Origin of the sequence: Limnohabitans sp. B9-3, from assembly GCF_002778325.1 — a bacterium.
GTDB classification, from domain to species: Bacteria; Pseudomonadota; Gammaproteobacteria; order Burkholderiales; family Burkholderiaceae_C; genus Limnohabitans; species Limnohabitans kasalickyi.
The window spans coordinates 294,819-319,206 of record NZ_NESI01000003.1 but is presented as its reverse complement, the minus strand read 5'-3'; the positions used below and the strand labels follow the sequence as shown (position 1 = coordinate 319,206).

General features: G+C 54.7%; 19 protein-coding genes and 1 other RNA gene. 12 read left to right on the top strand and 8 right to left on the bottom strand.

Annotated elements, in window-relative coordinates; translation table 11 throughout:
• Positions 1 to 12 precede the first annotated feature (12 nt).
• The gene (locus tag B9Z42_RS06915) at positions 13 to 870 is read left to right on the top strand and encodes a symmetrical bis(5'-nucleosyl)-tetraphosphatase (RefSeq protein WP_100132607.1); all 858 of its coding nucleotides are present in this window, start codon (positions 13 to 15) and stop codon (positions 868 to 870) included.
• Here B9Z42_RS06915 and B9Z42_RS06910 read toward each other — a convergent pair.
• Positions 830 to 1,774: a LysR family transcriptional regulator gene (locus tag B9Z42_RS06910; RefSeq protein WP_100132606.1), complete on the bottom strand. Its 945-nt coding sequence runs from the start codon at positions 1,772 to 1,774 to the stop codon at positions 830 to 832. The two genes, B9Z42_RS06915 and B9Z42_RS06910, sit on opposite strands and share 41 nt — an antisense overlap.
• Positions 1,775 to 1,912: 138 nt before the next feature.
• On the opposite strand from B9Z42_RS06910, the gene B9Z42_RS06905 reads away from it, so the two are divergent.
• The 7 genes from B9Z42_RS06905 (at position 1,913) to B9Z42_RS06875 (ending at position 11,999) form a co-directional block, all read left to right on the top strand.
• The gene (locus B9Z42_RS06905) at positions 1,913 to 2,767 is read left to right on the top strand and encodes a fumarylacetoacetate hydrolase family protein (protein ID WP_100132605.1); all 855 of its coding nucleotides are present in this window, start codon (positions 1,913 to 1,915) and stop codon (positions 2,765 to 2,767) included.
• A gap of 11 nt (positions 2,768 to 2,778) precedes the next feature.
• Complete coding sequence (locus B9Z42_RS06900; protein ID WP_100132604.1) at positions 2,779 to 4,863, top strand: hydantoinase/oxoprolinase family protein; 2,085 nt, start codon at positions 2,779 to 2,781, stop codon at positions 4,861 to 4,863.
• A complete protein-coding gene (locus tag B9Z42_RS06895; RefSeq protein WP_100132603.1) occupies positions 4,860 to 6,620 on the top strand; it encodes a hydantoinase B/oxoprolinase family protein in 1,761 nt (586 codons plus the stop codon). The genes B9Z42_RS06900 and B9Z42_RS06895 overlap by 4 nt, the downstream gene beginning before the upstream one ends.
• On the top strand, positions 6,613 to 7,038 hold the full coding sequence (locus B9Z42_RS06890) for a hypothetical protein (protein ID WP_158235919.1): 426 nt from the start codon (positions 6,613 to 6,615) through the stop codon (positions 7,036 to 7,038). The genes B9Z42_RS06895 and B9Z42_RS06890 overlap by 8 nt, the downstream gene beginning before the upstream one ends.
• A 35-nt stretch (positions 7,039 to 7,073) precedes the next feature.
• The gene (locus tag B9Z42_RS06885) at positions 7,074 to 8,042 is read left to right on the top strand and encodes a tripartite tricarboxylate transporter substrate binding protein (RefSeq protein ID WP_199171998.1); all 969 of its coding nucleotides are present in this window, start codon (positions 7,074 to 7,076) and stop codon (positions 8,040 to 8,042) included.
• A gap of 280 nt (positions 8,043 to 8,322) precedes the next feature.
• On the top strand, positions 8,323 to 11,121 hold the full coding sequence (locus tag B9Z42_RS06880) for a DNA methyltransferase (RefSeq protein ID WP_100132601.1): 2,799 nt from the start codon (positions 8,323 to 8,325) through the stop codon (positions 11,119 to 11,121).
• Between the two features lie 5 nt (positions 11,122 to 11,126).
• Positions 11,127 to 11,999, top strand: a complete 873-nt coding sequence (locus tag B9Z42_RS06875; protein ID WP_158235918.1) for an FRG domain-containing protein — start codon at positions 11,127 to 11,129, stop codon at positions 11,997 to 11,999.
• Between the two features lie 495 nt (positions 12,000 to 12,494).
• On the opposite strand, the gene B9Z42_RS06870 is transcribed toward B9Z42_RS06875, so the two are convergent.
• The 7 genes from B9Z42_RS06870 to ompA all read right to left on the bottom strand — a co-directional run bounded on the left by B9Z42_RS06870 (position 12,495) and on the right by ompA (position 18,270).
• Positions 12,495 to 13,946: a DEAD/DEAH box helicase gene (locus tag B9Z42_RS06870; RefSeq protein ID WP_100132782.1), complete on the bottom strand. Its 1,452-nt coding sequence runs from the start codon at positions 13,944 to 13,946 to the stop codon at positions 12,495 to 12,497.
• A gap of 81 nt (positions 13,947 to 14,027) precedes the next feature.
• Positions 14,028 to 14,603 carry a dCTP deaminase gene (gene dcd, locus B9Z42_RS06865; RefSeq protein WP_100132599.1) on the bottom strand — a complete coding sequence of 192 codons (576 nt, stop codon included), beginning with the start codon at positions 14,601 to 14,603 and terminating at the stop codon, positions 14,028 to 14,030.
• Positions 14,604 to 14,643: 40 nt separating this feature from the next.
• Positions 14,644 to 15,696 carry an adenosine deaminase gene (locus B9Z42_RS06860; RefSeq protein ID WP_100132598.1) on the bottom strand — a complete coding sequence of 351 codons (1,053 nt, stop codon included), beginning with the start codon at positions 15,694 to 15,696 and terminating at the stop codon, positions 14,644 to 14,646.
• A gap of 80 nt (positions 15,697 to 15,776) precedes the next feature.
• Positions 15,777 to 16,165, bottom strand: a transfer-messenger RNA (tmRNA) gene (gene ssrA, locus B9Z42_RS06855).
• 18 nt (positions 16,166 to 16,183) lie between these two features.
• Positions 16,184 to 16,843 (bottom strand): HAD-IA family hydrolase, encoded by a 660-nt coding sequence (locus B9Z42_RS06850; protein WP_100132597.1) that lies wholly within the window; start codon positions 16,841 to 16,843, stop codon positions 16,184 to 16,186.
• The gene (gene ubiG, locus B9Z42_RS06845) at positions 16,843 to 17,559 is read right to left on the bottom strand and encodes a bifunctional 2-polyprenyl-6-hydroxyphenol methylase/3-demethylubiquinol 3-O-methyltransferase UbiG (protein ID WP_100132596.1); all 717 of its coding nucleotides are present in this window, start codon (positions 17,557 to 17,559) and stop codon (positions 16,843 to 16,845) included. The genes B9Z42_RS06850 and ubiG overlap by 1 nt, the downstream gene beginning before the upstream one ends.
• Before the next feature lie 69 nt (positions 17,560 to 17,628).
• Positions 17,629 to 18,270 carry an outer membrane protein OmpA gene (gene ompA / locus B9Z42_RS06840; protein WP_100132595.1) on the bottom strand — a complete coding sequence of 214 codons (642 nt, stop codon included), beginning with the start codon at positions 18,268 to 18,270 and terminating at the stop codon, positions 17,629 to 17,631.
• 226 nt (positions 18,271 to 18,496) lie between these two features.
• On the opposite strand from ompA, the gene gyrA reads away from it, so the two are divergent.
• From gyrA to B9Z42_RS06820, 4 genes are read left to right on the top strand one after another with little or no spacing between them, the layout of a single operon-like run.
• Positions 18,497 to 21,217: a DNA gyrase subunit A gene (gyrA, locus tag B9Z42_RS06835; protein ID WP_100132594.1), complete on the top strand. Its 2,721-nt coding sequence runs from the start codon at positions 18,497 to 18,499 to the stop codon at positions 21,215 to 21,217.
• A gap of 6 nt (positions 21,218 to 21,223) precedes the next feature.
• Entirely contained in the window at positions 21,224 to 22,318 is a 1,095-nt protein-coding gene (gene serC / locus B9Z42_RS06830) for a 3-phosphoserine/phosphohydroxythreonine transaminase (RefSeq protein WP_100132593.1), read from the top strand.
• Positions 22,319 to 22,345: 27 nt separating this feature from the next.
• A complete protein-coding gene (gene pheA, locus B9Z42_RS06825; protein ID WP_100132592.1) occupies positions 22,346 to 23,446 on the top strand; it encodes a prephenate dehydratase in 1,101 nt (366 codons plus the stop codon).
• Entirely contained in the window at positions 23,443 to 24,372 is a 930-nt protein-coding gene (locus tag B9Z42_RS06820; RefSeq protein WP_100132591.1) for a prephenate dehydrogenase/arogenate dehydrogenase family protein, read from the top strand. Before pheA ends, B9Z42_RS06820 begins: the two co-directional genes overlap by 4 nt.
• The last annotated feature ends 16 nt before the right edge of the window (positions 24,373 to 24,388 follow it).

Here is a 24,388-nt window from a genome sequence, read left to right as displayed (position 1 = left end):
CGCTCGAAAACCATGGCACTTTACTTAATTGGCGATATCCAAGGCTGCGATGAAGCCCTGGAGCGCTTGCTGGCACATGTCGCGTTTTCACCCAGCCGTGACACTTTGTACGTGCTGGGCGACTTGGTCAACCGCGGCCCCAACAACGTCGGCGTGCTGCGCCGCTTGATAGGCTACGGCAGCAGTGCCCAATGTTTGCTGGGCAACCACGATTTGCATTTACTCGCCGTCTCACGTGGCGTGCGCCAACCCAACAAGCAAGACACCATCCAAGACATCTTGACCGCGCCCGACAACGCCGAGCTGTTGCACTGGCTGCGCCACCAACACTTGGGCCTACATGTGGGCAACGTGCTGATGGTGCATGCGGGCGTGCTGCCGCAATGGACAGCGGCGCAGACCATGGCGCTGGCGGGCGAAGTCGAAGCCGTGCTGCGCAGCGATGACTGGGTGCAGTTCATGCCGCAGATGTATGGCGGTCTGCCCAATGTGTGGCGTGATGACCTAGAGGGTGCAGACCGCTTGCGCGTGATCGTCAACGCCCTCACCCGCTTGCGCTTTTGTGATGCACTGGGAGCGATGGACTTCAGCGTGAAAGAAAGCGCAGACAAAGCGCCCGCGCACTTGATGCCTTGGTTTGATGTGCCCGGCCGATTGACAGCTGATGTGCGCATCGCCTTTGGCCATTGGTCCACCATGGGCTCGGCCAGCCGCCCAGAGGTGGTGTGCTTGGACGATGGCTGTGTGTGGGGTGGATGTTTGAGTGCGGCCAAGCTAGAAGCCAAAGACACGCTGCTGAACGTGAGCGATGCGCCTTCGTGGCAGCGGATCAGCGTGAAGTGCCCGCAGACCCTGGACCCGTTAGGCTGATCAATTGCCCCTTCCACCCTCCCACCGTTTCTTTGATGAGCTGAGAAACTATTCGACTGGCTTGTGTGAAATGTCCTTGTTTTGGATGGGCAAGCGTGACATAGCGCTTGAGGTCTGGAGCGATGACCTTTGCAGCTTGCAATTTTCCAGTACGTAGCTCATCGTCAACAGAGAATGGACCAAGCAAAGCATACATATGCTGGTTAGCTGCGATGATTTCCTTTTGCACGCGCAAAGAATCAGCCTCAACTTCAGCAAGCAAACTGAACCCCTTGCTTTTTGCTGTTTCATCCAAGATCGATCGCCAATGCGAAGGGCGTCTTGGTAAAACCAGTGGTAGCCCTTCAAGACGTTTGAAGTCAACGGTATCTGGGTAGGTCAATGAAAGACCTGGGCACGAAACAAGGTATGTATTAGCCGTGGACAAAAGTGTTTCATCGCTTCCCGTTGGTTTTTCATAACGAAACAAGATCGCCATATCAACCGCTCCGGTATCTAACAGAGCATCTAATTCGCTGCCCTGGCCCTCACGAATATTCAGTTTGATCTTTGGATACTCATGGTGCAAACGCTTGAAGATATGCGTCATCAAAGGATGTGCGGCCGAGGGAAGAACGCCAATCCTCACTTCTCCCATTGGTAATTTGGACGTTTGACGTATGTCGGAAAAAAGTTCATCGCTGTCTTTGAGCCACCCTCGCACACGCTGCTGAACATGTTCGCCAAATTCTGTCAAAACAACACCTCGGCCCGTTCGTCTGAACAGAGCACCTCCACAGGTTTTCTCAAAATCACTGATTTGTCTGCTGATGTGCGATTGAACGGTGTTTCTTTGCAACGCAACCTTCGTAAAGCTACCAAGCTCAGCGACCTCGATAAATAGTCGTAAATCATTAATTTGCATAGTCACCTCTTCGTTATGCCGTTTTAGGCATATCTGAAATCTCTGAATTCATTCTATGCAGATGGTGTGTCCATCCATAAACTCGCGCTCATTGTTCAGAAGCACCGATGGTCGGTGCCATATATCGAAGGAAAAATAATGAGCTTTGTCAGTTTTGAAATTGCCGGTCAACAGTCCTACGGTCTCTGGAAGGATGAGGGCAACTGGATACAAGTCCCCCAAGCATTTCAAGTTGAATATCCAGATTTGAAATCCGTCATTGCCGCTAAAAAACTCGATGAATGTGAAGCCTTAATTCGCCAAATCGGCAAAGCTGTGACTGCATCGCAAGCGCATCTATTGCCGGTAATTCCTAATCCAAGCAAAATTTTCTGCATCGGTTTGAACTACAAATCTCACGTGGCCGAAACTAAGCGGACAGACAGCGAATATCCGTCTATCTTCACGCGCTTTGCAGATAGCCTGACAGCCCACAATGCACCATTACCCTGCCCCAAAGAAACTCAGCGCTTTGACTTTGAAGGTGAATTGGCCGTCATCATTGGCAAAGGTGGTCGCAACATCACCCAAGCACAAGCGTTTGATCACATTGCTGGCTACGCCTGCTTCAACGATGGCACAGCACGCGATTGGCAGCGTCACACACACCAATGGATTCCCGGTAAAAACTTTCCATTGACAGGCCCACTGGGCCCTTTCATGGCCACCAGCAAAGAAATTCCCGACGTTAACAAGCTCACCTTGGAGTCTCGGCTCAACGGTGAAGTTATGCAGCATGCATCCGTAGCTGACTTGATTTACACCTTGCCCGTGATCATCGAATACCTATCTGGATTTACGAACCTCTCGCCCGGTGATGTCATTGCCACAGGGACACCTGGTGGTGTGGGCGATCGTCGCGAACCTCCTCTCTACATGAAAGCAGGTGATGTGATTGAAGTAGAAATCACTGGCTTAGGCACCCTACGCAACGTAGTTTCAAACGCCGCTTAAAGGAATCACCAATGTCTGGTTCAAAAAACTCTTTACGAATTGCCGTCGACATCGGCGGCACATTCACAGATATGGCTTGCTTTGACGAGTCAACAGGTGCAATTTCATTCGGTAAAGCACTCTCAACCCATGGCGAACTGGTCACAGGTATTCAAAATACCTTAGATGGTGCTGGCATTGATTTGAGTAATGGTTATCTGTTCTTGCACGGCTCAACCATTGTGATAAATACCTTGCTTGAGCGTAACGGTGCAAAAACCGCTTTGCTAATCACAGAAGGCTTTCGCGACATTTATGAAATTGGCCGCGTGAATCGACCAGACGCCTACAACCTGTTCTTTTCAAAGCATGAGCCACTGGTTCCGCGCTCATTGCGTTATGAAGTGTCAGAGCGTTTGCGTGCAGATGGTTCCTTGCACAAGCCATTAGATGAAGAAGCTGTGCGTGGACTTGCACGAGAACTGAAAGCGAAACAGATTGAAGCAGTTGCTGTGCTGTTGCTGCATTCTTACCGTAATCCAGACCACGAGCGTCGCGTCAAGGCCATTTTGCAAGAGGAAATTCCTGGTGCGTTTGTGACGGCATCGCACGAGTTATCGCAGGAGTACCGCGAGTTTGAGCGCGTATCGACTGCCGTAGCAAATTCATATGTCGGCCCCCGTGTATCAGAGTATCTCGGTGAGCTAGAGCATCACTTGAGCGACAAAGGGTTTGAAGGTGACTTTTATGCCGTTCAATCCACTGGTGGATTGTTCCCTGTAGAGCATGCTCGCCGCGATTGCGTGCGCATGCTGGAGTCTGGCCCTGCTGCAGGCGTGATTGGTGCGCAAGCGATTTGCGCGCAACTTGGGATGCCAGATTCCATTGCCTTTGACATGGGTGGAACAACTGCGAAAGCCGGTGTCATCAGTGAAGGTCGTCCACTGACGACAGGTAGTGCGCTCATCGGTGGGTATGAGAAGGCTTTGCCTATTCAGATCCCAATGATGGACATTTTTGAAGTTGGCACGGGCGGTGGTTCTATCGCCCGCGTTGAGCTGGGTAACTCACTGCGCGTCGGTCCCCGATCTGCGGGCAGCATGCCAGGCCCCGTTTGCTACGGTCGCGATGGCACTGAGCCAACCGTGACAGATGCCAACTTGATTTTGGGTCGGTTGGATGAGCACAACTTCCTCGGCGGCGAAATGCCGTTGTACTTGGACCGCGCTAAGCAAGCCATGGAAGACAAGATCGCCAAACCTTTGGGCTTAGATGCCACCAAGGCTGCCGATGGTATTTTGCGTATCGCTGTGACACAAATGTCTCATGCTGTTAAAGCTGTAACGACAGAGCGAGGTCTTGATGCTGGCAGTTTCACCATGGTGGTGTATGGCGGTGCAGGCCCACTGCACGCCTCTGCCATTGCGCGTGAAATTGGTATCCGCAAGGTTTTGATTCCACATGCGCCTGGTTATTTCTCCGCCTATGGGATGTTGTTCAGCGACTTGCGCTATGACTATGTCCGCTCTGTGTTCCGCCGCTTAGACAGCTTGTCATTTGATGAGATCGAGACCTACTACAAAGAGATGGAAGACGAAGGCCGTGCAGCAATTGGCGCTTCACAAATTCGTCCAGAAGAAATTACCTTTGAGCGTGCTGCAGACATGCGTTATGTCGGCCAAGAGCATGCGGTGACAGTCGACTTGCCTCACGAGTTTTTTTTCAGCAAAGACCGTGCGGCGATCAAAAATCATTTTGACGAAGTTCACAAAGTTCGCTACGGAACCTCTGCCCCCAAAGAAGCAGCGGATATTGTCAGCTTGCGCGTCACCGTTTTAGGACGTATGAAAAAACCACCTCGCAACGTCGTGGAATCAGGTCAAGCCGCTCCCGATGCGAAAGCTTTGCGTGCGCACAAGCCCGTCTATTTCCGCAGTGCAGGTCAGTTTGTTGACACGGCCGTGTATCGACGCGATTTGCTCAAGAGCGGCAATGAGTTTCACGGCCCAGCGCTGGTGGAAGAGCACGCATCCACCACCGTCGTTCAACCAGGCGATAGCGTCAAAGTTGATCTATACGGCAACCTTCAAATTTCCATCGGAAGTGATCGCTCATGAACACGACACAAGTACAACACGCAAATGCACAGGCTGTTGATCCAGTCATTGTGGAAATCATCCGTAACGGCTTGTTTGCTGTGACTGAGGAGATGAAAACTAATTTGATGCGCACGGCATACAACCTCATCATTTATGAAGCGTTGGATTTCACGGTCGGTCTATTCACCAAGGAGGGGGATACCGTCTCGATCGGTTTGGGATTGCCGATGTTCATTCGCGGCATGTCTGAAACAGTCAAGTCCAAGATTCGTCACTTTGGTTATGAAAACATCCATCCCGGCGATATCTTGGTGACCAATGATGCCTACACCACAGGCAGCCACTTGAACCACTTCACATTCACGATGCCTGTGTTCCATGAGGGTGAGCTGATTGGCTTTACCTGTTGCATGGCGCACTGGTTAGATGTGGGCGGCAGCTTGGGTCAGATCACAACTGATATTTACTCCGAAGGAATCCAGATTCCTATCGTCAAGTATCAATCTGCGGGCAAAGTGAACCAAGACTTATTGGACATCATTGCCATGAACGTTCGCATGCCCGAGCGTGCTTTGGGCGACTTGCGTGCACAGATCACAGCCATCACCACAGGTGAGCGTCGATTCCTCGAACTGGTGCAACGCTATGGCAACCAAGACATACAAGCGTCCATTCTTCAGATCATGGACGCATCTGAAGCACTGGCTCGTCAAAACACATTAACCATTCCTGATGGTGTGTATGAAGCTGAATCCTTCATGGATGACGACGGTTTAGAAATTGGCAAGCGCATTCCGATTCGCGTCAAAGTCACCGTCAAGGGTGATGAGATGGAAATCGACTTATCGGATGTCAGCAAGCAAGTCAAGGGTTTCTACAACTCTGGCTTCACGACAGGTATTGCGTGTGCGCAAGTCGCCTACAAGTGTTTGACCACGCCGACAGACTACCCCGTCAACGACGGCAGCTTTCGACCTCTGAAGGTCATCATGCCGATGGGTACGGTCATCAGTGCTGAACGTCCCTACCCCATGCGTGTGTGGATGACATTTCCAATGACTGTGATCGACACCATTTTCAAAGCACTCGCACCAGCGATTCCTCACCGCGCCATTGCTGGCCACCATGCAGATTTGGTGTTCCCCAATATTCATGGCATCTCGCCTGAGGATGGTCGCTTGTTCATTGTGGGCATTGGTCCATTGGGCGGTGGCTGGGGGGCCAAGTCCCGTGAAGACGGCGTCTCTGTCACGGTGTGTATCAACGATGGCGACACGCACAACAGCCCAACTGAGCAGCTCGAAGCCAAATACCCTGTACTCGTGGAAAGCTACAAAATTCGTGAAGACAGCGCAGGCGCAGGAGAGTTCCGTGGTGGCTTAGGCGCGGAAATGGTGGTGCAGGCGCTATCGCCGTTCTCTGTGACCACACGAATCGACCGCATGCATTGCAAACCTTGGGGCTTAGAGGGCGGCGGAGAAGCCGCTGGCAATGGCATTGCCATTCGCCACAAAGGTGAGTGGAGCTCAGATTTGCCCAACGCCAAAATCTTCAACGTTCGTCTAGAACGCGGCGATGCCTACAAGATGCTTTCTGGTGGTGGCGGTGGCTTTGGCAGCCCATTCAAACGTGATGCAGATGCAGTAGCACATGACGCGCGCGAAGGCTATGTCAGTCGCGAAGCTGCTGAAAAACTCTACGGCGTGGTTTTGGATGACAACTTTGAAGTGAAGCCATCTGAGACGCAGCAATTACGAAGCAAAGCCCTTGCCTGAGTTATTTGAAATGACGGCATCCCAACAGCAAGCTGCTTACCTCTCCGGTCTTTGGAATCGGTTGTCAGGTCAGCACGTTGCCATGGGATGCTCATGCACGATGAGTGGCATGAGTGTCACGCTCGAAGATTTCGAGCTCGACATCGCAGACTATTTATGGGCGGAAAGTGAACGACTAGGCCAGACAGATGTCGTGGCTTTTTTGCTTGCACCCGGCCCTATTGCTTCACAAAACAAAGCCATTCGAAACATCTTGAGCCGCTTGGAAGATGATGCGGACGTGAGTGAATCTGTGACTAATTGGTTGCTGCCACGTATGACGAAAACGATTGAGTCATATGTCAAGCTCCATGGCCCTGCGCCTGAGGCCCCTTTATTTGGTGGCTCTTCCGCATGGCGCAAAGCTTACAGAGATTAAGCTGGTGTGAGTTCAAAATTTGACTGGAGACAAACATGATTACATTGAGAAAAAAAATACTGTCCATTGCTTTGCTGACAGCAACAGCATTTGCATCTGCGCAGACAAAATTTCCAGATGGCACGATTAAATTAATCGTGCCATTTGCTGCTGGTGGTGGCGTAGACAATGCCGCTCGATTGATTGCGAAGCAGATGCAATCAAATTTGAATGCTTCAATCGTGGTGGAGAACAAACCAGGTGCCAGCGGCACAATTGGCGCAAAGTTTGTTCAAACTGCTACACCTGACGGTCAGACTTTGCTTTTCTCAGCGTCGACACACGCTTTGACAAGGCTGGTCATTTCAAACCCGCCCTATGACCCGCTGACTGATTTCTCATATGTCGCACGTGTGGGCGAAGCCCCATTGCTGATGGTGATTGCACCGACGTTGCCACAAACGAAACTGAAAGAAGTGATGGATGCGGCCAAGCAAAATCCAGACAAGTGGACAGCTGGTTTGCCCGCCTTAGGTGCAGCCAGTCATTTGGCCACGTTGATGTTTGCCAAAGAAGGAAATCTGAATCTGACAATGACCGCCTACAAAGGCACAGCGCCTGCACTGACCGATGTTGCTGGCGGACATTCACAAATCTTGATTGACTCCATCATTTCGCTGCAATCCATGGCTAAAGCAGGCAAGGTGAAACCCATCATCGTCACCTCTGCAAACCGAAGTTCTGTGATGCCCAATGTGCCCACCGCCTCTGAAAGTGGTTATCCAAAATTTGTCACCGAATCTTGGTACGGGATCTGGGCGCCCAAAGCTACGCCTGATGACCGCGTTCAATTTTTAAATAAAGCAGCCAACGAAGCAGTTCGTCAACTCACTAAATCAGGCGCTTTCGAACAGCTCGGCATTGAGCCCGTCGTAGAGTCAGTCGATGAATTCAAGAAGTACACAGGAAAGTACATCACCGAAAACGCAGAATTGTTAAAGGGCGCAGGCTTTAAACCTGAGTAAGCAACATTCGCAATTCAGATGCAGGCATGAAAAAGCCAGCTATGCAGCTAATGCCAGTCAGTTAAACAACTGACTGGCATTTTTTCTTGGGCCATTGGGACGCGATGTTTGACCCTCTTTGGGAAGTATTCCAGCTGATTCGAGATTGACCCATTGGCTAGCCAAGTAATGTGTCAGCTGGCGGACCGCGCATAGGCACTTTAGTTACTCCTCTAGAGCTACCTCAACCAAAAAATAGAGAACTTTCCATTACTATTCAGGCTCTTTAAATGAGCACTAAATGGGTCTTAATTGGAACGAGATTAAATCTAGAGCATTGCTTTTCAGCAAAACCTGGGCCGACGCAACTAACGAAGACAGCGAAGCCAAACCCTTCTGGATTGCCTTCTTTGAAATCTTTGGCATCACCGACAAACGCGTTGCCACCTTTGAGCTGAACGTCAAAAAGCTGGGCGGTGCTCAAGGCTTTGTCGATTTGTTTTGGCCGGGCGTGCTGTTGGTGGAGCACAAGTCACGCGGCAAAAACCTCGACGATGCAGTAGCCCAAGCCGTGGGCTACCTGCACAACCTGCCCGAGCGCGACCTGCCCCAACTGGTGGTGGTGTGTGACTTTGCCCGCTTTCGCGTGCGCATCTTGGCCACCGGCGAAACCGTGGAGTTTGAGCTTCAGCACCTGCACAAACACGTCAAGCTGTTTGGCCTGTTGGCGGGCTACAAGGTGCAAGACATTCGGGCCGAAGATCCCGTCAACATCAAAGCGGCTTTGGCGTTAGGCCGATTGCACGACGCCCTCAAGGCCAGCGGCTACGAAGGCCACGCGTTAGAGGTGCTGCTGGTGCGCTTGCTGTTTTGCTTATTTGCCGACGACACAGGTATCTTCCAGCCCGCGCAATCGTTTCGTGACTTTGTAGAAGAACGCACCGCGCCCGATGGCTCTGACCTAGGGCCGCGCTTGAGCCAGCTCTTTCAAGTGCTCAACACGCACGAAGCCAGCCGCAACAAACACATCGACGAACAGCTAGCTAAGTTTGCGTACATCAATGGCAAACTGTTTGAAGAAACCTTGCCCATGGCCGACTTCAGCACCGCCATGCGCGAAGCGCTGCTGGATGCGTGTGCGCTCGACTGGTCGGCCATCAGCCCCGCCATCTTTGGCAGCTTGTTTCAAAGCATCATGGAAGAAAAGGCCCGCCGCAACTTGGGCGCGCACTACACGTCTGAGGCCAACATCCTCAAGCTGATCAAGCCCCTGTTTCTGGACGAACTGCACGCCGAGTTTGAGCGTGTCAAAGGCAACCGCAACAAGCTGTTTGAGTTTCATAAAAAGCTGCGCCAGCTGACGTTTTTTGACCCCGCCTGTGGCTGCGGCAACTTCCTTGTGATCAGCTACCGCGAACTGCGCGAGCTGGAGCTAAAAGTGCTGCGGGCCGACCACGAACTGAGCGCCCACAAAGGCCAGCTGACGGTGGACGTGCATGCCCTGATTGGCGTGAACGTGGACCAATTCTTTGGCATCGAGATCGAAGAGTTCCCGGCACAAATTGCCCAAGTGGCCCTGTGGCTGGTGGACCACCAAATGAACCTGCGCGTGAGCGTGGAGTTTGGTTTGTACTTTGCGCGCATCCCACTCAAAAGCACGCCGCACATTCAACATGGCAACGCCCTGCGCGTGGACTGGAACGACGTGCTGCCTGCACAGCGGTGCAGTTATGTGTTGGGCAATCCGCCGTTCTTGGGCAAGACCTACCAAAGCAAAGAACAAAAAGCTGACCTAGCTGCGGTGATGCAAGGCATACACGGCGCGGGCGACCTTGACTTTGTGTGCGGCTGGTACGTGCTGGTAGCGCAATACCTGCAAGGGCGCACGGGCACACAAGCCGCGTTTGTGTCGACCAACAGCATCACCCAAGGCGAACAAGTGGCCGTGCTCTGGGGCGAGATGCAGCGCCTGGGCATGCACACCCACTTTGCGCACCGCACGTTTCAGTGGACCAACGAGGCCAGCGGCAAAGCCGCCGTGCATTGCGTGATCGTGGGGTTTGGCCCAGAAGATCAAGCGGTCAAAACCATTTACGAATACGAAGACATCAAAGGTCTGCCGCATGCCGTACCTGTCAAGCGCATCAATGCGTATTTAGTGGATGCGCCAGATGTTTTTCTGAACAAACGAACGACACCAGTTTGCAACGTCAGCCCGATGGCCAACGGCGGCAAAGCAACTGACGGCGGCAATCTTCTCATGAGCGATGATGAGAAAGCTGAGTTGATAGCCGTCGAACCCAAAGCCGAGAAATGGATTCGCCCATTTTTGATGGGCGATGAATTCATCAACAACATTGGCCGCTGGTGTTTGTGGCTGGTCAACATCCCACCAGCGGAGCTTCGCGCCATGCCCCATGTGCTCAAGCGCGTCGAAGGTGTACGCGCCATGCGCGAAGCCAGCACCAAAGCCGCAACCGTCGCTCTGGCTAGTACACCAACCCTGTTCGGTGAAATTCGCCAACCTAAATCCAACCGCTATTTGGCCATCCCGAAAGTTTCTTCCGAGCGCCGCCAATTCATCCCCATCGGCTATCTGGAAAGTGACGTCATCTGCGGCGACAAAATCTTCTTTGTCGACGACGCCTCACTGTTGACCTTTGGGGTGCTCACCAGCACGATGCACAACGCCTGGATGCGTTACACCTGTGGACGTTTGAAAAGCGATTACAGCTACTCCAACACCATCGTCTACAACAACTACCCCTGGCCCGGCTTCGCAGGTGAGGCACTCAGCGACAAACACCGCACCGCCATCGAACAAGCCGCCCAATGCGTGCTCGACGCCCGCGCCCAATTTGCCAGCTCGTCATTGGCCGACCTCTACGACCCGCTGACCATGCCCCCGGCCCTGCTCAAGGCCCACCAAAAACTAAACACCGCCGTAGACTCCGCCTACCAACCCAGCGGCGGCAAAAAGACCTACGCCTCCGACGCCGAACGCGTGGCCTTCCTGTTCGATCTGTACCAACGCATCACCAGCTTGCTGCCTGTTCCGGCTGCCAAGAAAACACGCAAAACTAAGGCCACAGAAAATTAATGAATATGTTGATCAAAAAAATTTACTGTAAAGATGCACACGACTACTTCAAACAAGTCGAGCAAATGGGTATGCGGAGCTGGGTTTACCGAGGTCACTCACGTTTCGCTGACGATGGGCCCAATAACTGGAAGCTGGAATCCAGCCTTGATCGTTTCCTGAGAAATCATCGAGGGAAAGCGATCCCCTCTTCAAGCTGGTATCCAAGAGAGCGAGCTCAGATCAATCGATTTCGCGGGGCTGCGCACATCCATCTTGGTCATCTTCCAGACTCCAACGACAAGCTGACTTGGCTGGCTTTGATGCAGCATTACGGCAGTCCTACGCGACTGTTGGATTTCACTTTCAATCCAGCTGCTGCACTCTATTTTGCTTTGCGTGAGTCCGGCAAGAGTACGGGGCCGTACAGCATCCACGCGCTCCACGTAGATAGTGTTCGTGGTCGTGCAAAAGCCGCTCGAGAAAAGCTCCCTCAGTATGAAAAGATAGTCCCACCATTTAATCCAAAAACAGAAGAGTATGGAGTTGGCACCAAACCCGCAGCTGTTGATTTTGTGGGCTTCTTTGATGGCTCCAAACTCAATCCAAGGCAGGAGGCCCAAGACGGCCTTTTCATGATTCCAAGCCGCATCGACTTGGACATTGAAGACTGGCTGCACAAGAACCTCGTTCCGGTGAAGGCCATAAAACCGCATGACACGCCTTGGGTCGAATTTGTCTTTGATAACGAACAGGATAGCTATTACAAGGTGGTCAACCAGCTTTTGCAGATGGGAATGACAGCAAAGCGCTTATTTCCAGGACTTGAAGGAATCTGCGAGTCAATGAAATATTCATGGCTCGAAGTCGTAAAAAATCTTGAACCGTTTGATCTATAACCTAGGCATCTAACCTTCATTGTCCTAGCGGCGCAACTGCAGCGACACATACCCGCAAAGCGTGGACGAATCGCCCACCCCCAACGATCCCGCGCACCACATCGCGGTATTCCAAGAAACCACCATTCGCCGTGTCTGGCACAACGAGGAATGGTGGTTTTCCGTGGTGGATGTTTGCGCGACCCTGACCGGCAGCCTACCTAGATGCAGGTGCCTATTGGCGCAAACTCAAACAGCGGCTCAATGCAGAGGGTGGCCAACCCGTGACGTTTTGTCACGGGTTGAAACTGACGGCCTCAGACGGCAAACAGCGCAAGACCGATTGATTTGCTTGCTGACATGAAGCCCGCACAACCAGCGAAGCCAAAAACACGTATTAGCAAAAAGCCGTCCAAGAGCGAGTAGGACGTGGAAATAATGCGCCACCTTAGGCTGGATGCGCTGAGCAGTGACTGGCGGACCAAAAAAACGCGCCATTTTTTGGCGCGTTTCCTTTTAAGTGGTCGACTTGAACAACGCCGCCATCACCCGCCTTGGCTTAATGTTGGCCGACTTGCGCAAGGGATCGGGTGCCACAGGCACCACAGCTTCTGCGCTACGCACGGAGGCTTCGTAAGGCTTGTCAAAAAACGGGTCGTTCTTGACGCGTGGTGCAGGCACATAGCCCACTTCACGGCTGCGGCGGCTGTCTTGCTCGCGGGGACGTGCATCGCGCGAGGCATAGCCTTCACGTGGACGGCTTGAAAAATCTGCACGCGGTTCGCGTGAGTCGCTGCGGGGTTCGCGACGCTCGCGCGAGCGGTCTTGCTCAACGGTCACGTTTTCTAAGGTGATTTTGGTTTTGAGCAACTTCTCAATGTCTGCCACCAAGCGTTGGTCGCTGCCCGACACAAAGCTGATGGCTTGACCCAAAGCGCCAGCACGCCCTGTGCGGCCAATGCGGTGCACATAGTCTTCAGCGTTGAAGGGGATGTCAAAGTTGAACACGGCAGGAACGTCTTTGATGTCCAAACCGCGCGCGGCCACATCGGTACACACCAACAAATCGACTTCGCCTTTTTTGAAGCCTTCGAGGGCTTTCAAACGTTCGTCTTGGCTCTTGTCGCCGTGCAGGGCGCTGGTGCGGAAACCATCGCGCTCCAACGAGCGGGCCAAACGGGCGCAGCCGAGCTTGCTGTTACAAAACACAAAGGCTTGCTTCATGCCGTTGGACTTGATGAGTTGGCGCAAAGCGTTGTACTTGTCGTCCACGCTGACGCTGTAGAACTGCTGCGTGATGGTGGCCGCTGTCTCGTTGGGGCGCGCCACTTCAATGGTGACGGGGTTTTGCAAATAGCTGCCGGCCAAGCGTTTGATTTCGGGGGAGAAGGTGGCCGAGAACAACAGCGTGGTGCGCGTCTTGGGCAAGTGGCTCAAGATGCGTTGCAGGTCGGGCAGGAAGCCGATGTCCAACATGCGGTCAGCTTCGTCGAGCACCACGTACTCAACTTGGTTGAGTACCACGTTCTTGGCTTCAATGTGATCGAGCAAACGGCCTGGGGTGGCCACCAAGACCTCGACGCCTTTTTTCAGCTCGAGGGTTTGGGGCTTCATGTCCATGCCGCCAAACACCACCATGCTGCGCAGGTTGGTGTGCACGGCGTATTGTTTGATTTGCTGGGCCACTTGATCGGCCAGCTCACGGGTGGGCAACAGCACCAAGGCACGCACAGGATGGCGGGCGGGTGATGTGGAGCTGTTTTCGTGTTTGAGCAAACGTTGCAGCAACGGCAGCGAGAACGCCGCTGTTTTACCGGTACCGGTTTGGGCTGCACCCATCACATCTTGGCCCGTCAAAACCACCGGAATGGCCTGAGCTTGAATGGGGGTCATGGATTCGTAGCCCATCTCGGCTACGGCGCGTGCCAGCGCGGGGGCCAGCTGCAAATTGGAAAAAGAGGTCGTCATGTCTGGGGCATATTGTCGCATTGTGGACGGCTAGGCCCAAAGCAGTCGTTTTCGCCCTTGAAAAGGCAGCGTGTCAAGGCTTTAAGTCTTAGGCAGCGTCACGCCCACTTGGCCTTGGTATTTGCCGCCACGGTCTTTGTAGCTGGTTTCGCACACGTCGTCTTTGTCGCTCTCGAAGAACAACACTTGGGCACAGCCCTCGCCAGCGTAAATCTTGGCAGGCAGCGGTGTGGTGTTGGAAAACTCCAAAGTCACATAGCCTTCCCACTCGGGCTCGAATGGCGTGACGTTGACGATGATGCCGCAGCGTGCGTAGGTGCTCTTGCCCAAACACACGGTCAGCACATTGCGAGGGATACGGAAGTACTCCATGGTGCGGGCCAACGCGAAGCTGTTGGGCGGGATGATGCACACGTCCGATTCGATGTCGACAAAGCTTTTGGGATCAAAGTTCTTGGGGTCCACCACCGTGCTGTAGATGTTGGTGAATACCTTGAACTCAGGCGCACAACGGATGTCGTAGCCGTAACTGCTGGTGCCGTAGCTGACGATTTTTTCGCCCGCAGCGTTTTGACGAATCTGGCCTGGCTCGAACGGCTCGATCATGCCGTGCTCTTGCGCCATGCGGCGAATCCATTTGTCTGATTTGATGCTCATGGGCTAATTTTAGGGCTTCGTCAAAGCCCCCTTTCTTTCTTCAGTTGTCGCCTTCGGCAAAGCGCTCAAAACACAGCTTGAGTTCATGCATCCACTTCTGGCGCTGCACCTCTGGCACAAAGCTGGCTTCAAAGCTGTTGCGCGCCAGTGCATACGCCTGCTGCGCTGTCATGCCCGTGGCCGCGAAGGTTTGCACAAAGTTGTCGTTCATGTAGCCGCCAAAGTAAGCGGGATCGTCCGAGTTGATGGTCACGCACAAGCCGGCGTCGAGCAATTGGCTAATGTTGTGGTCTTTCAAATCGGGGAACACGCAGAGCTTTTGATTCGACAGCGGACACACCGTCAATGGCACGCGGTCCTTAGCCAGACGCGCCATCAGCGCCGCATCGTGTACGGCCTGCACGCCGTGGTCGATGCGCTCCACGTGCAACACATCCAAGGCACTCCACATATAGGCGGGCGGCCCCTCCTCACCAGCATGCGCCACCAAATGCAAGCCATGGGCGTGCGCCAAGGCAAACACGTTTTTAAATTTCTCGGGCGGGTGACCGACTTCGCTGGAGTCCAAACCTACGCCGATGAATTTGTCTTTGAACGGAAAGGCATCGTTGAAGGTTTGCAGCGCGGCCTCTTCGCTCAAGTGGCGCAAGAAACACAAGATCAGCTGTGCGCTGACACCCAACTGCGCTTGCGCATCCACACACGCGCGGTGCAAGCCATTGATGACGGTCGCCATGGGCACGCCACGCTCAGTGTGCGTCTGTGGGTCAAAGAACATTTCGGTGTGAACGACGTTGTCGGCTTTGGCGCGTTGCAAATAGGCCCACGCCATGTCGTAAAAATCTTGCTCATGCAACAGCACGCTCGCGCCTGCGTAATAAATGTCCAAAAAGCTTTGCAGGTTGGTGAAGGCGTACGCTGCACGCAAGGCCTCGACGTTGGCATAGGGCAGCTGCACGCCATTGCGCTCGGCCAAAGCGAAGATGAGCTCGGGCTCTAGCGAACCCTCGATGTGAATGTGCAGCTCGGCCTTGGGCATCTCGCGCAAGAGCTTGGGCAAATTGACGGTCGCGACGGCGTGGACTTTAAACATAGAAACCTCAGAGGTTTGAGCAGAAGAGCAAGGCGCAGAATGAAAAAAAGCCAACCGATTAGGGTTGGCTTTTAAGGTATTGGTGGAGCTGGCGGGATTTGAACCCGCGTCCACAAGTCTTTTTCGTACAGTTCTACATGTGTAGTCGTCTGATTTGAGTCTTATCTGATGAACCGCGCAGCGACACGCTGAACATCAAACCAGCATCCTTAGATCTCGCACAACATCAAGGTGCCCGATGTCATGCCAGCCAATATGAGTTACCTTGTAGCTAGGACTTTGGAGGCTTTAACACCCCCATCACCCTAACCCAGCCTATCGGCCAACTGTTACAAGGCTCACCGGATTAAGCGGCGAGTGCGAAACGTTCGTCGTTTGCAGTTAGTTTTTTTTCTGTTGTTTTACGAGGATCAGAACCTCGACATGCCCTGCCACGCGTCCGAACCCATGTCGAAACCAGTGCAGCCCCAGAAGACCTATTTTAGGCCTATCCCAGCAATTGCAAGAGCTGAAGGGGTGAATCTATTTTTAAATCTGCGCCCCAGCAGCTGATATCAGCCTTTTCGCCCAAATAACCATAATTGGCGGCCACGGTACGCATACCTGCAGCGCGTCCAGCCACGATGTCGCGCTCATCATCTCCCACATACAAGCACACCTCAGGCGGCAGCCCCAACCGTCGTGCGGCTTCAAACATGGGCTCAGGGTGCGGTTTGGGATGAGGCGTGGTGTCGCCACTCACGATGGCCGCCGCGCTGGCGAACAGGGGCATGGCTTGGGTCAATGGATCGGTAAAACGCGCCATTTTATTGGTCACCACACCCCAAGGTAAGCCACGGTTTTGTAGACCAGCGATCAAATCTGAGACGCCATCAAACGCGTAGGTCCGAACCGTCATGGCCGCTTCATAGTTGGCGAAGAACTCCTCGCGCATGGCCAGGAAGTCGGTATGTTCGGGTGTCATGTCGAACGCAACTTTCAGCATGCCTCGCGCGCCTGCACCCGCCAGGGGACGGTAGAGTTCGTAGGGCAGCGAGGACAAGCCTCGATCAATTCGCATTTTGTCTGCGGCAGCACCCAAATCAGGCGCGCTGTCGATCAAGGTGCCGTCCAAATCGAACAGCACGGCACGGATGTGTTGCAGCATCAGAAGGCTTTCTGGGTGGCCACGAGGTAGTTGACGCTGGTGTCTGAGCTCATCCAATAGCGGCGAGTCAAGGGGTTGTATTCCATGCCACGAGTTTGTTGCCATTCCAAACCGGCGGCACGACAAGCACTCGCTAGCTCGCTCGGTCGAATAAATTTGGCGTACTCATGCGTGCCCTTGGGGAGCAAGTTCAGCACATATTCAGCGCCCAAAATGGCAAACAAGAAGGACTTGGGGTTGCGGTTGAGCGTCGAGAAAAACACCCAACCACCCGGCTTGACCATGTCGGCACACGCTTTGACGATTGACGCCGGATCAGGCACGTGTTCCAACATCTCCATGCAAGTCACCACATCAAAGCTGGCAGGGCGCTCCAGAGCCAACGCTTCGGCACTGACTTCACGGTATTGAACATTGGGCGTTTGGGCTTCTAAAGCGTGCAGTTGCGCGACTTTGAGCGACTTGGTGGCTAAATCGATGCCCAGCGCGTTGGCACCCGAGCGGGCCAACGCATCGGTCAAGATACCTCCGCCGCAACCGACATCCAAAACATCTTTACCTTGCAAGCTTGCACAGGTCTTGATCCACTCCAAACGCAAGGGGTTGATTTGGTGCAGGGGTCGAAATTCGCTCTCAGGATCCCACCAACGGTGGGCAAGGTCTGAAAATTTGGCCAATTCGGCCGGATCTACGTTGGTATGGGCTGTCGTTTGCATAGCGTCAATTGTCGTTCAAGCAAAAAGAAACCCCGCCGAAGCGGGGTTTCTTTGGAAGATCAATGAAGATCAGTTAGCACGTGTGCCAACAACTTCGATCTCAACGCGACGGTTTTTAGCGCGACCTTCTTTGGTCTTGTTGTCAGCAACAGGTTGCTTCTCGCCCTTGCCTTCGGTGTAGATGCGGTTCTTTTCGATGCCTTTGGACACCAAGTAAGCCTTCACAGACTCAGCGCGGCGGACCGACAATTTTTGGTTGTAAGCGTCAGTGCCTTCTGAGTCAGTGTGACCCACAGCAATGATGACTTCCAAGTTGATGCCTTTGACTTTACCAACCAAGTCGTCCAGCTTGGCTTTACCAGCGGGCTTGATCACGTGCTTGTCAAAATCAAAGAATGCGTCAGCAGCGTAAGTCACCTTAGCTGCGGCTGGCTTTTGAGCTGCTGGAGCTGGTGCAGGTGCTGGAGCGGGAGCTGGTTTAGGAGCAACAGCGGGAGCAACAACCGCTGCTGGCGCAGGAGCAACCAAAGCGCCATCACAACCTTTAGCAGCAGTTGCTGGTGTCCAGTTGGCATCACGCCAGCACAAGCCAGTACCGCTTACCCATGCGTCGCCAGAGGCATTGCGCCAGTTGTCAACGTTTTGTGCAACGGCGGCAGTGGCCAGAGCGGCAGTAGCAACAAAAGCTGCGAAATTCTTCAAGTTTTTCATAGTTCACCTCTGAGGTATGTAAAAGCCGCAGAACACCCTGCGAATTCAGGCAGTCAAGGCCTAAAGACCGTAACGCTTGGAAATATTGTGCCATAGCCAAGCGATCCTGCTGCTCGAATTAACAAGCCTTAAGAAATTAAGGCGACAGCGTGTTGCAAGTCAGCCACACCCGATAGCCCAGTTAAAACGCCTAAAATGTCAGGTTTCCTGCTTTACGGCCGCTTTCATGACCCAGTTCGCTAAAGAAACATTGCCCATCAGCCTAGAAGAGGAGATGCGTCGCAGTTACCTAGATTACGCCATGAGCGTGATTGTTGGCCGCGCCCTCCCCGATGCTCGTGACGGCTTAAAGCCTGTGCACCGCCGCGTCTTGTTCGCGATGCATGAGCTCAAGAACGACTGGAACCGTCCTTACAAGAAGTCCGCCCGTATCGTGGGTGACGTGATTGGTAAATACCATCCACACGGCGACAGCGCGGTGTACGACACCATCGTTCGTATGGCGCAGGACTTCTCGCTGCGCCACATGTTGGTGGACGGCCAGGGTAACTTCGGCTCGGTCGACGGCGACAACGCTGCGGCCATGCGATACACGGAAATCCGCTTGTCCAAAATCGCTCATGAAATGTTGAGCGACATCGACAAAGAAACCGTCGACTTTGGCCCTAACTACGACGGCTCTGAAAAAGAACCGCTGGTGCTGCCAAGCCGCATTCCCAACTTGCTGGTCAACGGTTCGTCCGGTATTGCCGTGGGTATGGCCACCAACATCCCGCCCCACAACTTGAACGAAGTGGTGGATGCGTGCTTGCACATGCTGCGCCACCCCGAAGCCACCATCGACGAGTTGATGGAAATCATCCCAGCGCCCGACTTCCCGACCGCCGGCATCATTTATGGCATGAGCGGCGTCAAAGACGGCTACCGCACCGGCCGTGGCCGTGTGGTGATGCGCGCCAAGTGCCACTTTGAAGACATCGACAAAGGCCAGCGCCAGTCCATCATCGTGGATGAGTTACCTTACCAGGTGAACAAAAAGACCCTGCAAGAACGTATGGCCGAGTTGGTGCACGAGAAGAAGATTGAAGACATCAGCCACATCCAAGACGAGTCCGACAAGTCGGGCATGCGCTTGGTAATTGAACTCAAGCGCGGCGCCGTGCCTGAGGTGGTACTGAACAACCTGTACAAGCAGACCCAGTTGCAAGATACCTTTGGTATCAACATGGTGGCCTTGATTGATGGCCAACCGAAGCTGTGCAATTTGCGCGACCTGATTGCTGTGTTCTTGGGCCACCGTCGCGAAGTGGTGACACGCCGCACCATCTTCACCTTGCGCAAAGCCCGCGAACGCGGCCATGTGCTGGAAGGTTTGGCGGTCGCTTTGGCCAACATCGACGAGTTCATCCGCATCATCCGTAATGCGCCAACGCCCCCTGTGGCCAAGGCCGAGTTGATGACCAAGTCTTGGGACAGCCAACTGGTGCGCGAAATGCTCACCCGCAGCCGACTCGACGGTGGCGCGATCAACGCTGACGACTACCGCCCCGATGGCTTGGAAAAAGAATTTGGCATGGGCAGCGACGGTCTGTACCGCTTGAGCGAAACCCAAGCCCAAGAGATTTTGCAGATGCGTCTGCAACGCTTGACCGGTTTGGAGCAAGACAAGATCGTCAAAGAGTACAAAGACGTCATGGCCGAGATCGACGACTTGCTCGACATCTTGGCCAAGCCAGAGCGTGTCTCCACCATCATTGGTGACGAGCTGGCCGTGGTCAAACAAGAGTTCGGCCAAACCAAGCTCGGCGCGCGCCGCAGCCTGATTGAGCACAACGCCCAAGACTTGGCCACGGAAGACTTGATCACGCCCACCAACATGGTGGTCACGCTCAGCCACAGCGGCTACATCAAGAGCCAACCTCTGTCTGAGTACCGCGCCCAAAAACGCGGCGGTCGCGGCAAACAAGCCACAGCCACCAAAGAAGACGACTGGATCGACCAACTCTTCATCGCCAACACGCACGATTACATCTTGTGCTTCTCCAACCGTGGTCGCCTGTATTGGCTCAAGGTCTGGGAAGTGCCTGCGGGCTCACGCGGCTCACGCGGTCGCCCCATCGTCAACATGTTCCCGCTGCAAGAAGGCGAAAAAATCAACGTCGTGCTGCCCCTCACCGGCGACATGCGCACCTTCCCCAGCGACCATTACGTGTTCATGGGCACCTCGATGGGCACGGTCAAAAAGACCTCGTTGGATGAGTTCAACAACCCACGCAAGGGCGGCATCATCGCGGTCAACTTGGACGACGGCGACTTCCTCGTCGGCGCTGCCTTGACCGATGGCAAGCATGACGTGATGCTGTTCAGCGACGGCGGCAAAGCCGTGCGCTTTGATGAAAACGACGTGCGCCCCTTGGGTCGCAGCGCGCGCGGCGTGCGCGGCATGATGATTGAAGAAGGTCAAAGCGTCATCGCCATGTTGGTGTCTGAACAAGAAGACCCCAACGCCCCCGCCGATGAAGGCAAGCCACGCGCTAGCGTCTTGACCGCCACCATCAACGGCTACGGCAAGCGCACCAGCATCACCGAGTACACACGCCACGGCCGAGGCACCAAAGGCATGATCGCCATCCAGCAATCAGAGCGCAACGGCAAAGTGGTGGCTGCCACGTTGGTTCAGCCTGAAGACGAGATCATGCTCATCACTGACACCGGCGTGTTGGTGCGTACCCGCGTGTCTGAAATTCGCGAACTCGGCCGCGCCACACAAGGCGTGACTTTGATCGGTTTGGACGAAGGCGCCAAGCTCAGCGGTTTGCAACGCATCGTTGAAAACGACGCAGCCATTGCCGAAGGCGACGCTGAGAGCGAGACAGACGCGCCCGCAGCAGACGGCGGCACAAACAGCGGTTCGAATAGCGGTACTGATGCACCCAGCGAGGCCTAAGTCAGCATGAGCGTGCGTCCCTACAACTTTTCGGCTGGCCCCGCAGCCATGCCTTTGGAAGTGTTGCAACAAGCGGCTGCTGAGATGACCGACTGGAACGGCAGCGGCATGGGCGTGATGGAAATGAGCCATCGCGGCAAAGAGTTCATCAGCATTTACGAACAAGCCGAAGCCGACCTGCGCGAACTTTTGGCGGTGCCTGCCCACTTCAAAATCTTGTTCATGCAAGGGGGCGGTTTGGCAGAAAACGCCATCGTGCCCTTGAACCTCTCACGCGGCGAATCCGTCGATGTGGTGGTCACGGGCAGCTGGAGCGACAAGTCGTACAAAGAAGCGAGCAAATACTGCACGCCACACCTGGCGGCCACGGGTGCCGATACACACTTCACCACCTTGCCCGCGCCTACGCAATGGCAACTCAGCGCCAACGCGCAATACGTGCATGTGTGCACCAATGAGACCATCCACGGCGTGGAATTTCACAGCCTGCCTGACCTCAAAGCCTTGGGCTCTGACGCACCGCTGGTGATCGACTTCTCGTCCCATGTGCTGTCGCGCAGCGTCGATTGGTCCAAAGTAGGCGTCGCGTTTGGTGGCGCACAAAAGAACATTGGCCCCGCTGGCGTGACGCTGGTTGTGGTGCGCGAAGACTTGCTGGGCCACGCGCTCAAAGTTTGCCCCAGTGCCTTCAACTACAAAACCGTGGCCGACAACGGCTCCATGTACAACACACCACCGACGTACAGCATTTACATGGCGGGCCTGACCTTCCAGTGGCTGAAACGTCAAGGTGGCGTGGCTGCCATGGAGCAGCGCAACATCGCCAAAGCCCAACTGCTGTATGACTTTTTAGACAGCTCTAGTTTCTACAGCAACAAGGTCGCGCACGACTGCCGCTCGCGCATGAACGTGCCCTTCTTCTTGGCTGACGAGTCGCGCAACGATGCCTTCTTGGCTGGTGCCAAAGCCGCGGGCCTGTTGCAACTCAAAGGCCACAAGTCAGTCGGCGGCATGCGTGCCAGCATTTATAACGCCATGCCCATCGAAGGTGTGCAAGCGTTGGTGAGCTACCTGCAAGCGTTTGAAAAAACACAGGCTTGATTGAGCTTCTAAACGAACAACAACACCATGAGCCAACAACCCATTCAGTCTGACGCCCTCGCCGCCTTGCGCGTGCAAATCGACGCACTCGACAAACAGCTGCTGCAACTGGTCAACGACCGCGCCAAAGTGGCGGAACTTGTTGGTGACATCAAACGCGCCGAAGGCTCGCCCTTCTTCCGCCCCGACCGCGTGGCACAAGTGATCGACAAAATCACACAAGCTAACCCCGGTCCGCTGAAAAACGAGCACATTGCGTCCATCTGGCGCGAAATCATGTCGGCTTGTTTGGCCCTTGAAGCACCCCAACGCGTGGCCGTGCTCGGCCCCCAAGGCACGTTTTGCGAACAAGCTGCCATCGAGTTTTTTGGCAGCGCTGCCAACTTGATTTACTGCGCCAACTTTGACGAAGTCTTCCACGCCACCGCCGCAGGCACCGCCCAATATGGCGTGGTGGGCATGGAAAACTCGACCGAAGGTGTGGTGGCCCGCTCACTCGATTTGTTCTTGCGCTCGCCCGTGCACGTGGTGGGTGAAGTCAGCCTCTTGGTGCGTCACAACTTGATGCGCCAAAGCAACTCGGATGCCGACATCGAAGTGGTGATGGCCCACCCCCAAGCCTTGGCTCAGTGCCAAGGCTGGTTGTCCCAGCACCTGCCGCATGTCGAACGACGCGCGGTGGCCAGCAACGCCGAAGGTGCCCGTTTGGCTGCCACCAATCCCGCTTGGGCGGCCTTGGCCAGCGAGCGTGCGGCCAGCCAGTTTGGCCTGCACATCGTGCACCATGCCATCCAAGACGAGGCCTACAACCGTACGCGCTTTGCCGTCATCGCACTGCCCCAAACTTTGGCCACGCCCCCCGCGTCGGGCAACGACTGCACCAGCTTGGTGGTGTCGGTGCCCAACCGCCCGGGCGCTGTGCATGACTTGCTGGTGCCGCTCAAAAACAACGGCGTGTCCATGACGCGCTTTGAATCGCGCCCAGCCAAATCGGGTCAGTGGGAGTACTACTTCTACATCGACATCCAAGGCCACATTAGCCAACCTCATGTGGCGGCTGCGCTGCAAGAGCTCCAAGGACTGTGCGCGTTCTACAAGGTGTTGGGTTCATACCCTGTGTCGGAATGACGTCCGAATCGCCGCTGACACCGCGATTCGACAAACTGGCGCTCATCGGCTGCGGGCTGATGGGCGGCTCTTTTGCGCTGGCCTTGCGCGAAGCAGGTTGGGTCAAACATATCGTGGGCTTCAGCGCCTCTGAAAAAACCCGTCAACGCGCCGTCGAACTTCAGGTCATTGACCGCGCCTGCAACAGCGTGGCTGAGGCCGTGCAAGACGCCGATTTGGTGCTGCTCGCCGTGCCCGTGGGTGCGATGCAAAGCAGCTTCGAAGCCCTGCGCCCCGCCTTGTCTGCGTCTGCTTTGTTGATGGATGTGGGCTCCACCAAATGCGATGTGGTCGCTGCGGCACAGCAGCACTTGGGCGAACGCTTGTCGTGCTTCGTGCCGGCCCACCCCATTGCAGGCAAAGAAGTGGCAGGCATCGAGCACGCCGATAGCAATTTGTACCAAGCACGGCGCACCATCCTCACGCCCTTGCCGCAAACAGGCGCAGCCCAGTTGCAAGCGGCTGAATCCGTGTGGCAAGCCATCGGTAGCCACGTCACGGTGATGAACCCCGAAGCACACGACGCCACATTTGCCGCGGTCAGCCACCTGCCCCACTTGATCGCGTTTGCCGCTGTCAACGCCTTGACCGCGCAAGCACAAGGCGACACGTTTTTACAAATGGCGGGCCCTGGCTTTCGCGACTTTTCGCGCATCGCCGCCAGTGATCCTGCCGTGTGGCGCGATATTTTGAGCGCCAACCAAACCGAAGTGTTGACCCAATTGGCGCACTTTCGCACCGCGCTCGACGCTTTTGAATCCGTCTTGAAACAAGGCGACACCGCCGCCCTGCAACACCTGATTCAACAAGCCAGCGATGTACGCTCGGCTTGGACACTGCAAGCGGGCAACGCTTGCCACACAACTTCTGAAACCCAACGTTCATGACGATGCGCCGCATCTC

What these genes read in the sequence shown, in the direction of transcription:
- B9Z42_RS06915 (WP_100132607.1), top strand. Translation starts at nt 13, where the DNA reads ATGGCACTTTACTTAATTGGCGATATCCAAGGCTGCGATGAAGCCCTG.
- B9Z42_RS06910 (WP_100132606.1), bottom strand. Translation starts at nt 1,774, where the DNA reads ATGCAAATTAATGATTTACGACTATTTATCGAGGTCGCTGAGCTTGGT.
- B9Z42_RS06905 (WP_100132605.1), top strand. Translation starts at nt 1,913, where the DNA reads ATGAGCTTTGTCAGTTTTGAAATTGCCGGTCAACAGTCCTACGGTCTC.
- B9Z42_RS06900 (WP_100132604.1), top strand. Translation starts at nt 2,779, where the DNA reads ATGTCTGGTTCAAAAAACTCTTTACGAATTGCCGTCGACATCGGCGGC.
- B9Z42_RS06895 (WP_100132603.1), top strand. Translation starts at nt 4,860, where the DNA reads ATGAACACGACACAAGTACAACACGCAAATGCACAGGCTGTTGATCCA.
- B9Z42_RS06885 (WP_199171998.1), top strand. Translation starts at nt 7,074, where the DNA reads ATGATTACATTGAGAAAAAAAATACTGTCCATTGCTTTGCTGACAGCA.
- B9Z42_RS06880 (WP_100132601.1), top strand. Translation starts at nt 8,323, where the DNA reads ATGGGTCTTAATTGGAACGAGATTAAATCTAGAGCATTGCTTTTCAGC.
- B9Z42_RS06875 (WP_158235918.1), top strand. Translation starts at nt 11,127, where the DNA reads ATGTTGATCAAAAAAATTTACTGTAAAGATGCACACGACTACTTCAAA.
- B9Z42_RS06870 (WP_100132782.1), bottom strand. Translation starts at nt 13,946, where the DNA reads ATGACGACCTCTTTTTCCAATTTGCAGCTGGCCCCCGCGCTGGCACGC.
- dcd (WP_100132599.1), bottom strand. Translation starts at nt 14,603, where the DNA reads ATGAGCATCAAATCAGACAAATGGATTCGCCGCATGGCGCAAGAGCAC.
- B9Z42_RS06860 (WP_100132598.1), bottom strand. Translation starts at nt 15,696, where the DNA reads ATGTTTAAAGTCCACGCCGTCGCGACCGTCAATTTGCCCAAGCTCTTG.
- B9Z42_RS06850 (WP_100132597.1), bottom strand. Translation starts at nt 16,843, where the DNA reads ATGCTGCAACACATCCGTGCCGTGCTGTTCGATTTGGACGGCACCTTG.
- ubiG (WP_100132596.1), bottom strand. Translation starts at nt 17,559, where the DNA reads ATGCAAACGACAGCCCATACCAACGTAGATCCGGCCGAATTGGCCAAA.
- ompA (WP_100132595.1), bottom strand. Translation starts at nt 18,270, where the DNA reads ATGAAAAACTTGAAGAATTTCGCAGCTTTTGTTGCTACTGCCGCTCTG.
- gyrA (WP_100132594.1), top strand. Translation starts at nt 18,497, where the DNA reads ATGACCCAGTTCGCTAAAGAAACATTGCCCATCAGCCTAGAAGAGGAG.
- serC (WP_100132593.1), top strand. Translation starts at nt 21,224, where the DNA reads ATGAGCGTGCGTCCCTACAACTTTTCGGCTGGCCCCGCAGCCATGCCT.
- pheA (WP_100132592.1), top strand. Translation starts at nt 22,346, where the DNA reads ATGAGCCAACAACCCATTCAGTCTGACGCCCTCGCCGCCTTGCGCGTG.
- B9Z42_RS06820 (WP_100132591.1), top strand. Translation starts at nt 23,443, where the DNA reads ATGACGTCCGAATCGCCGCTGACACCGCGATTCGACAAACTGGCGCTC.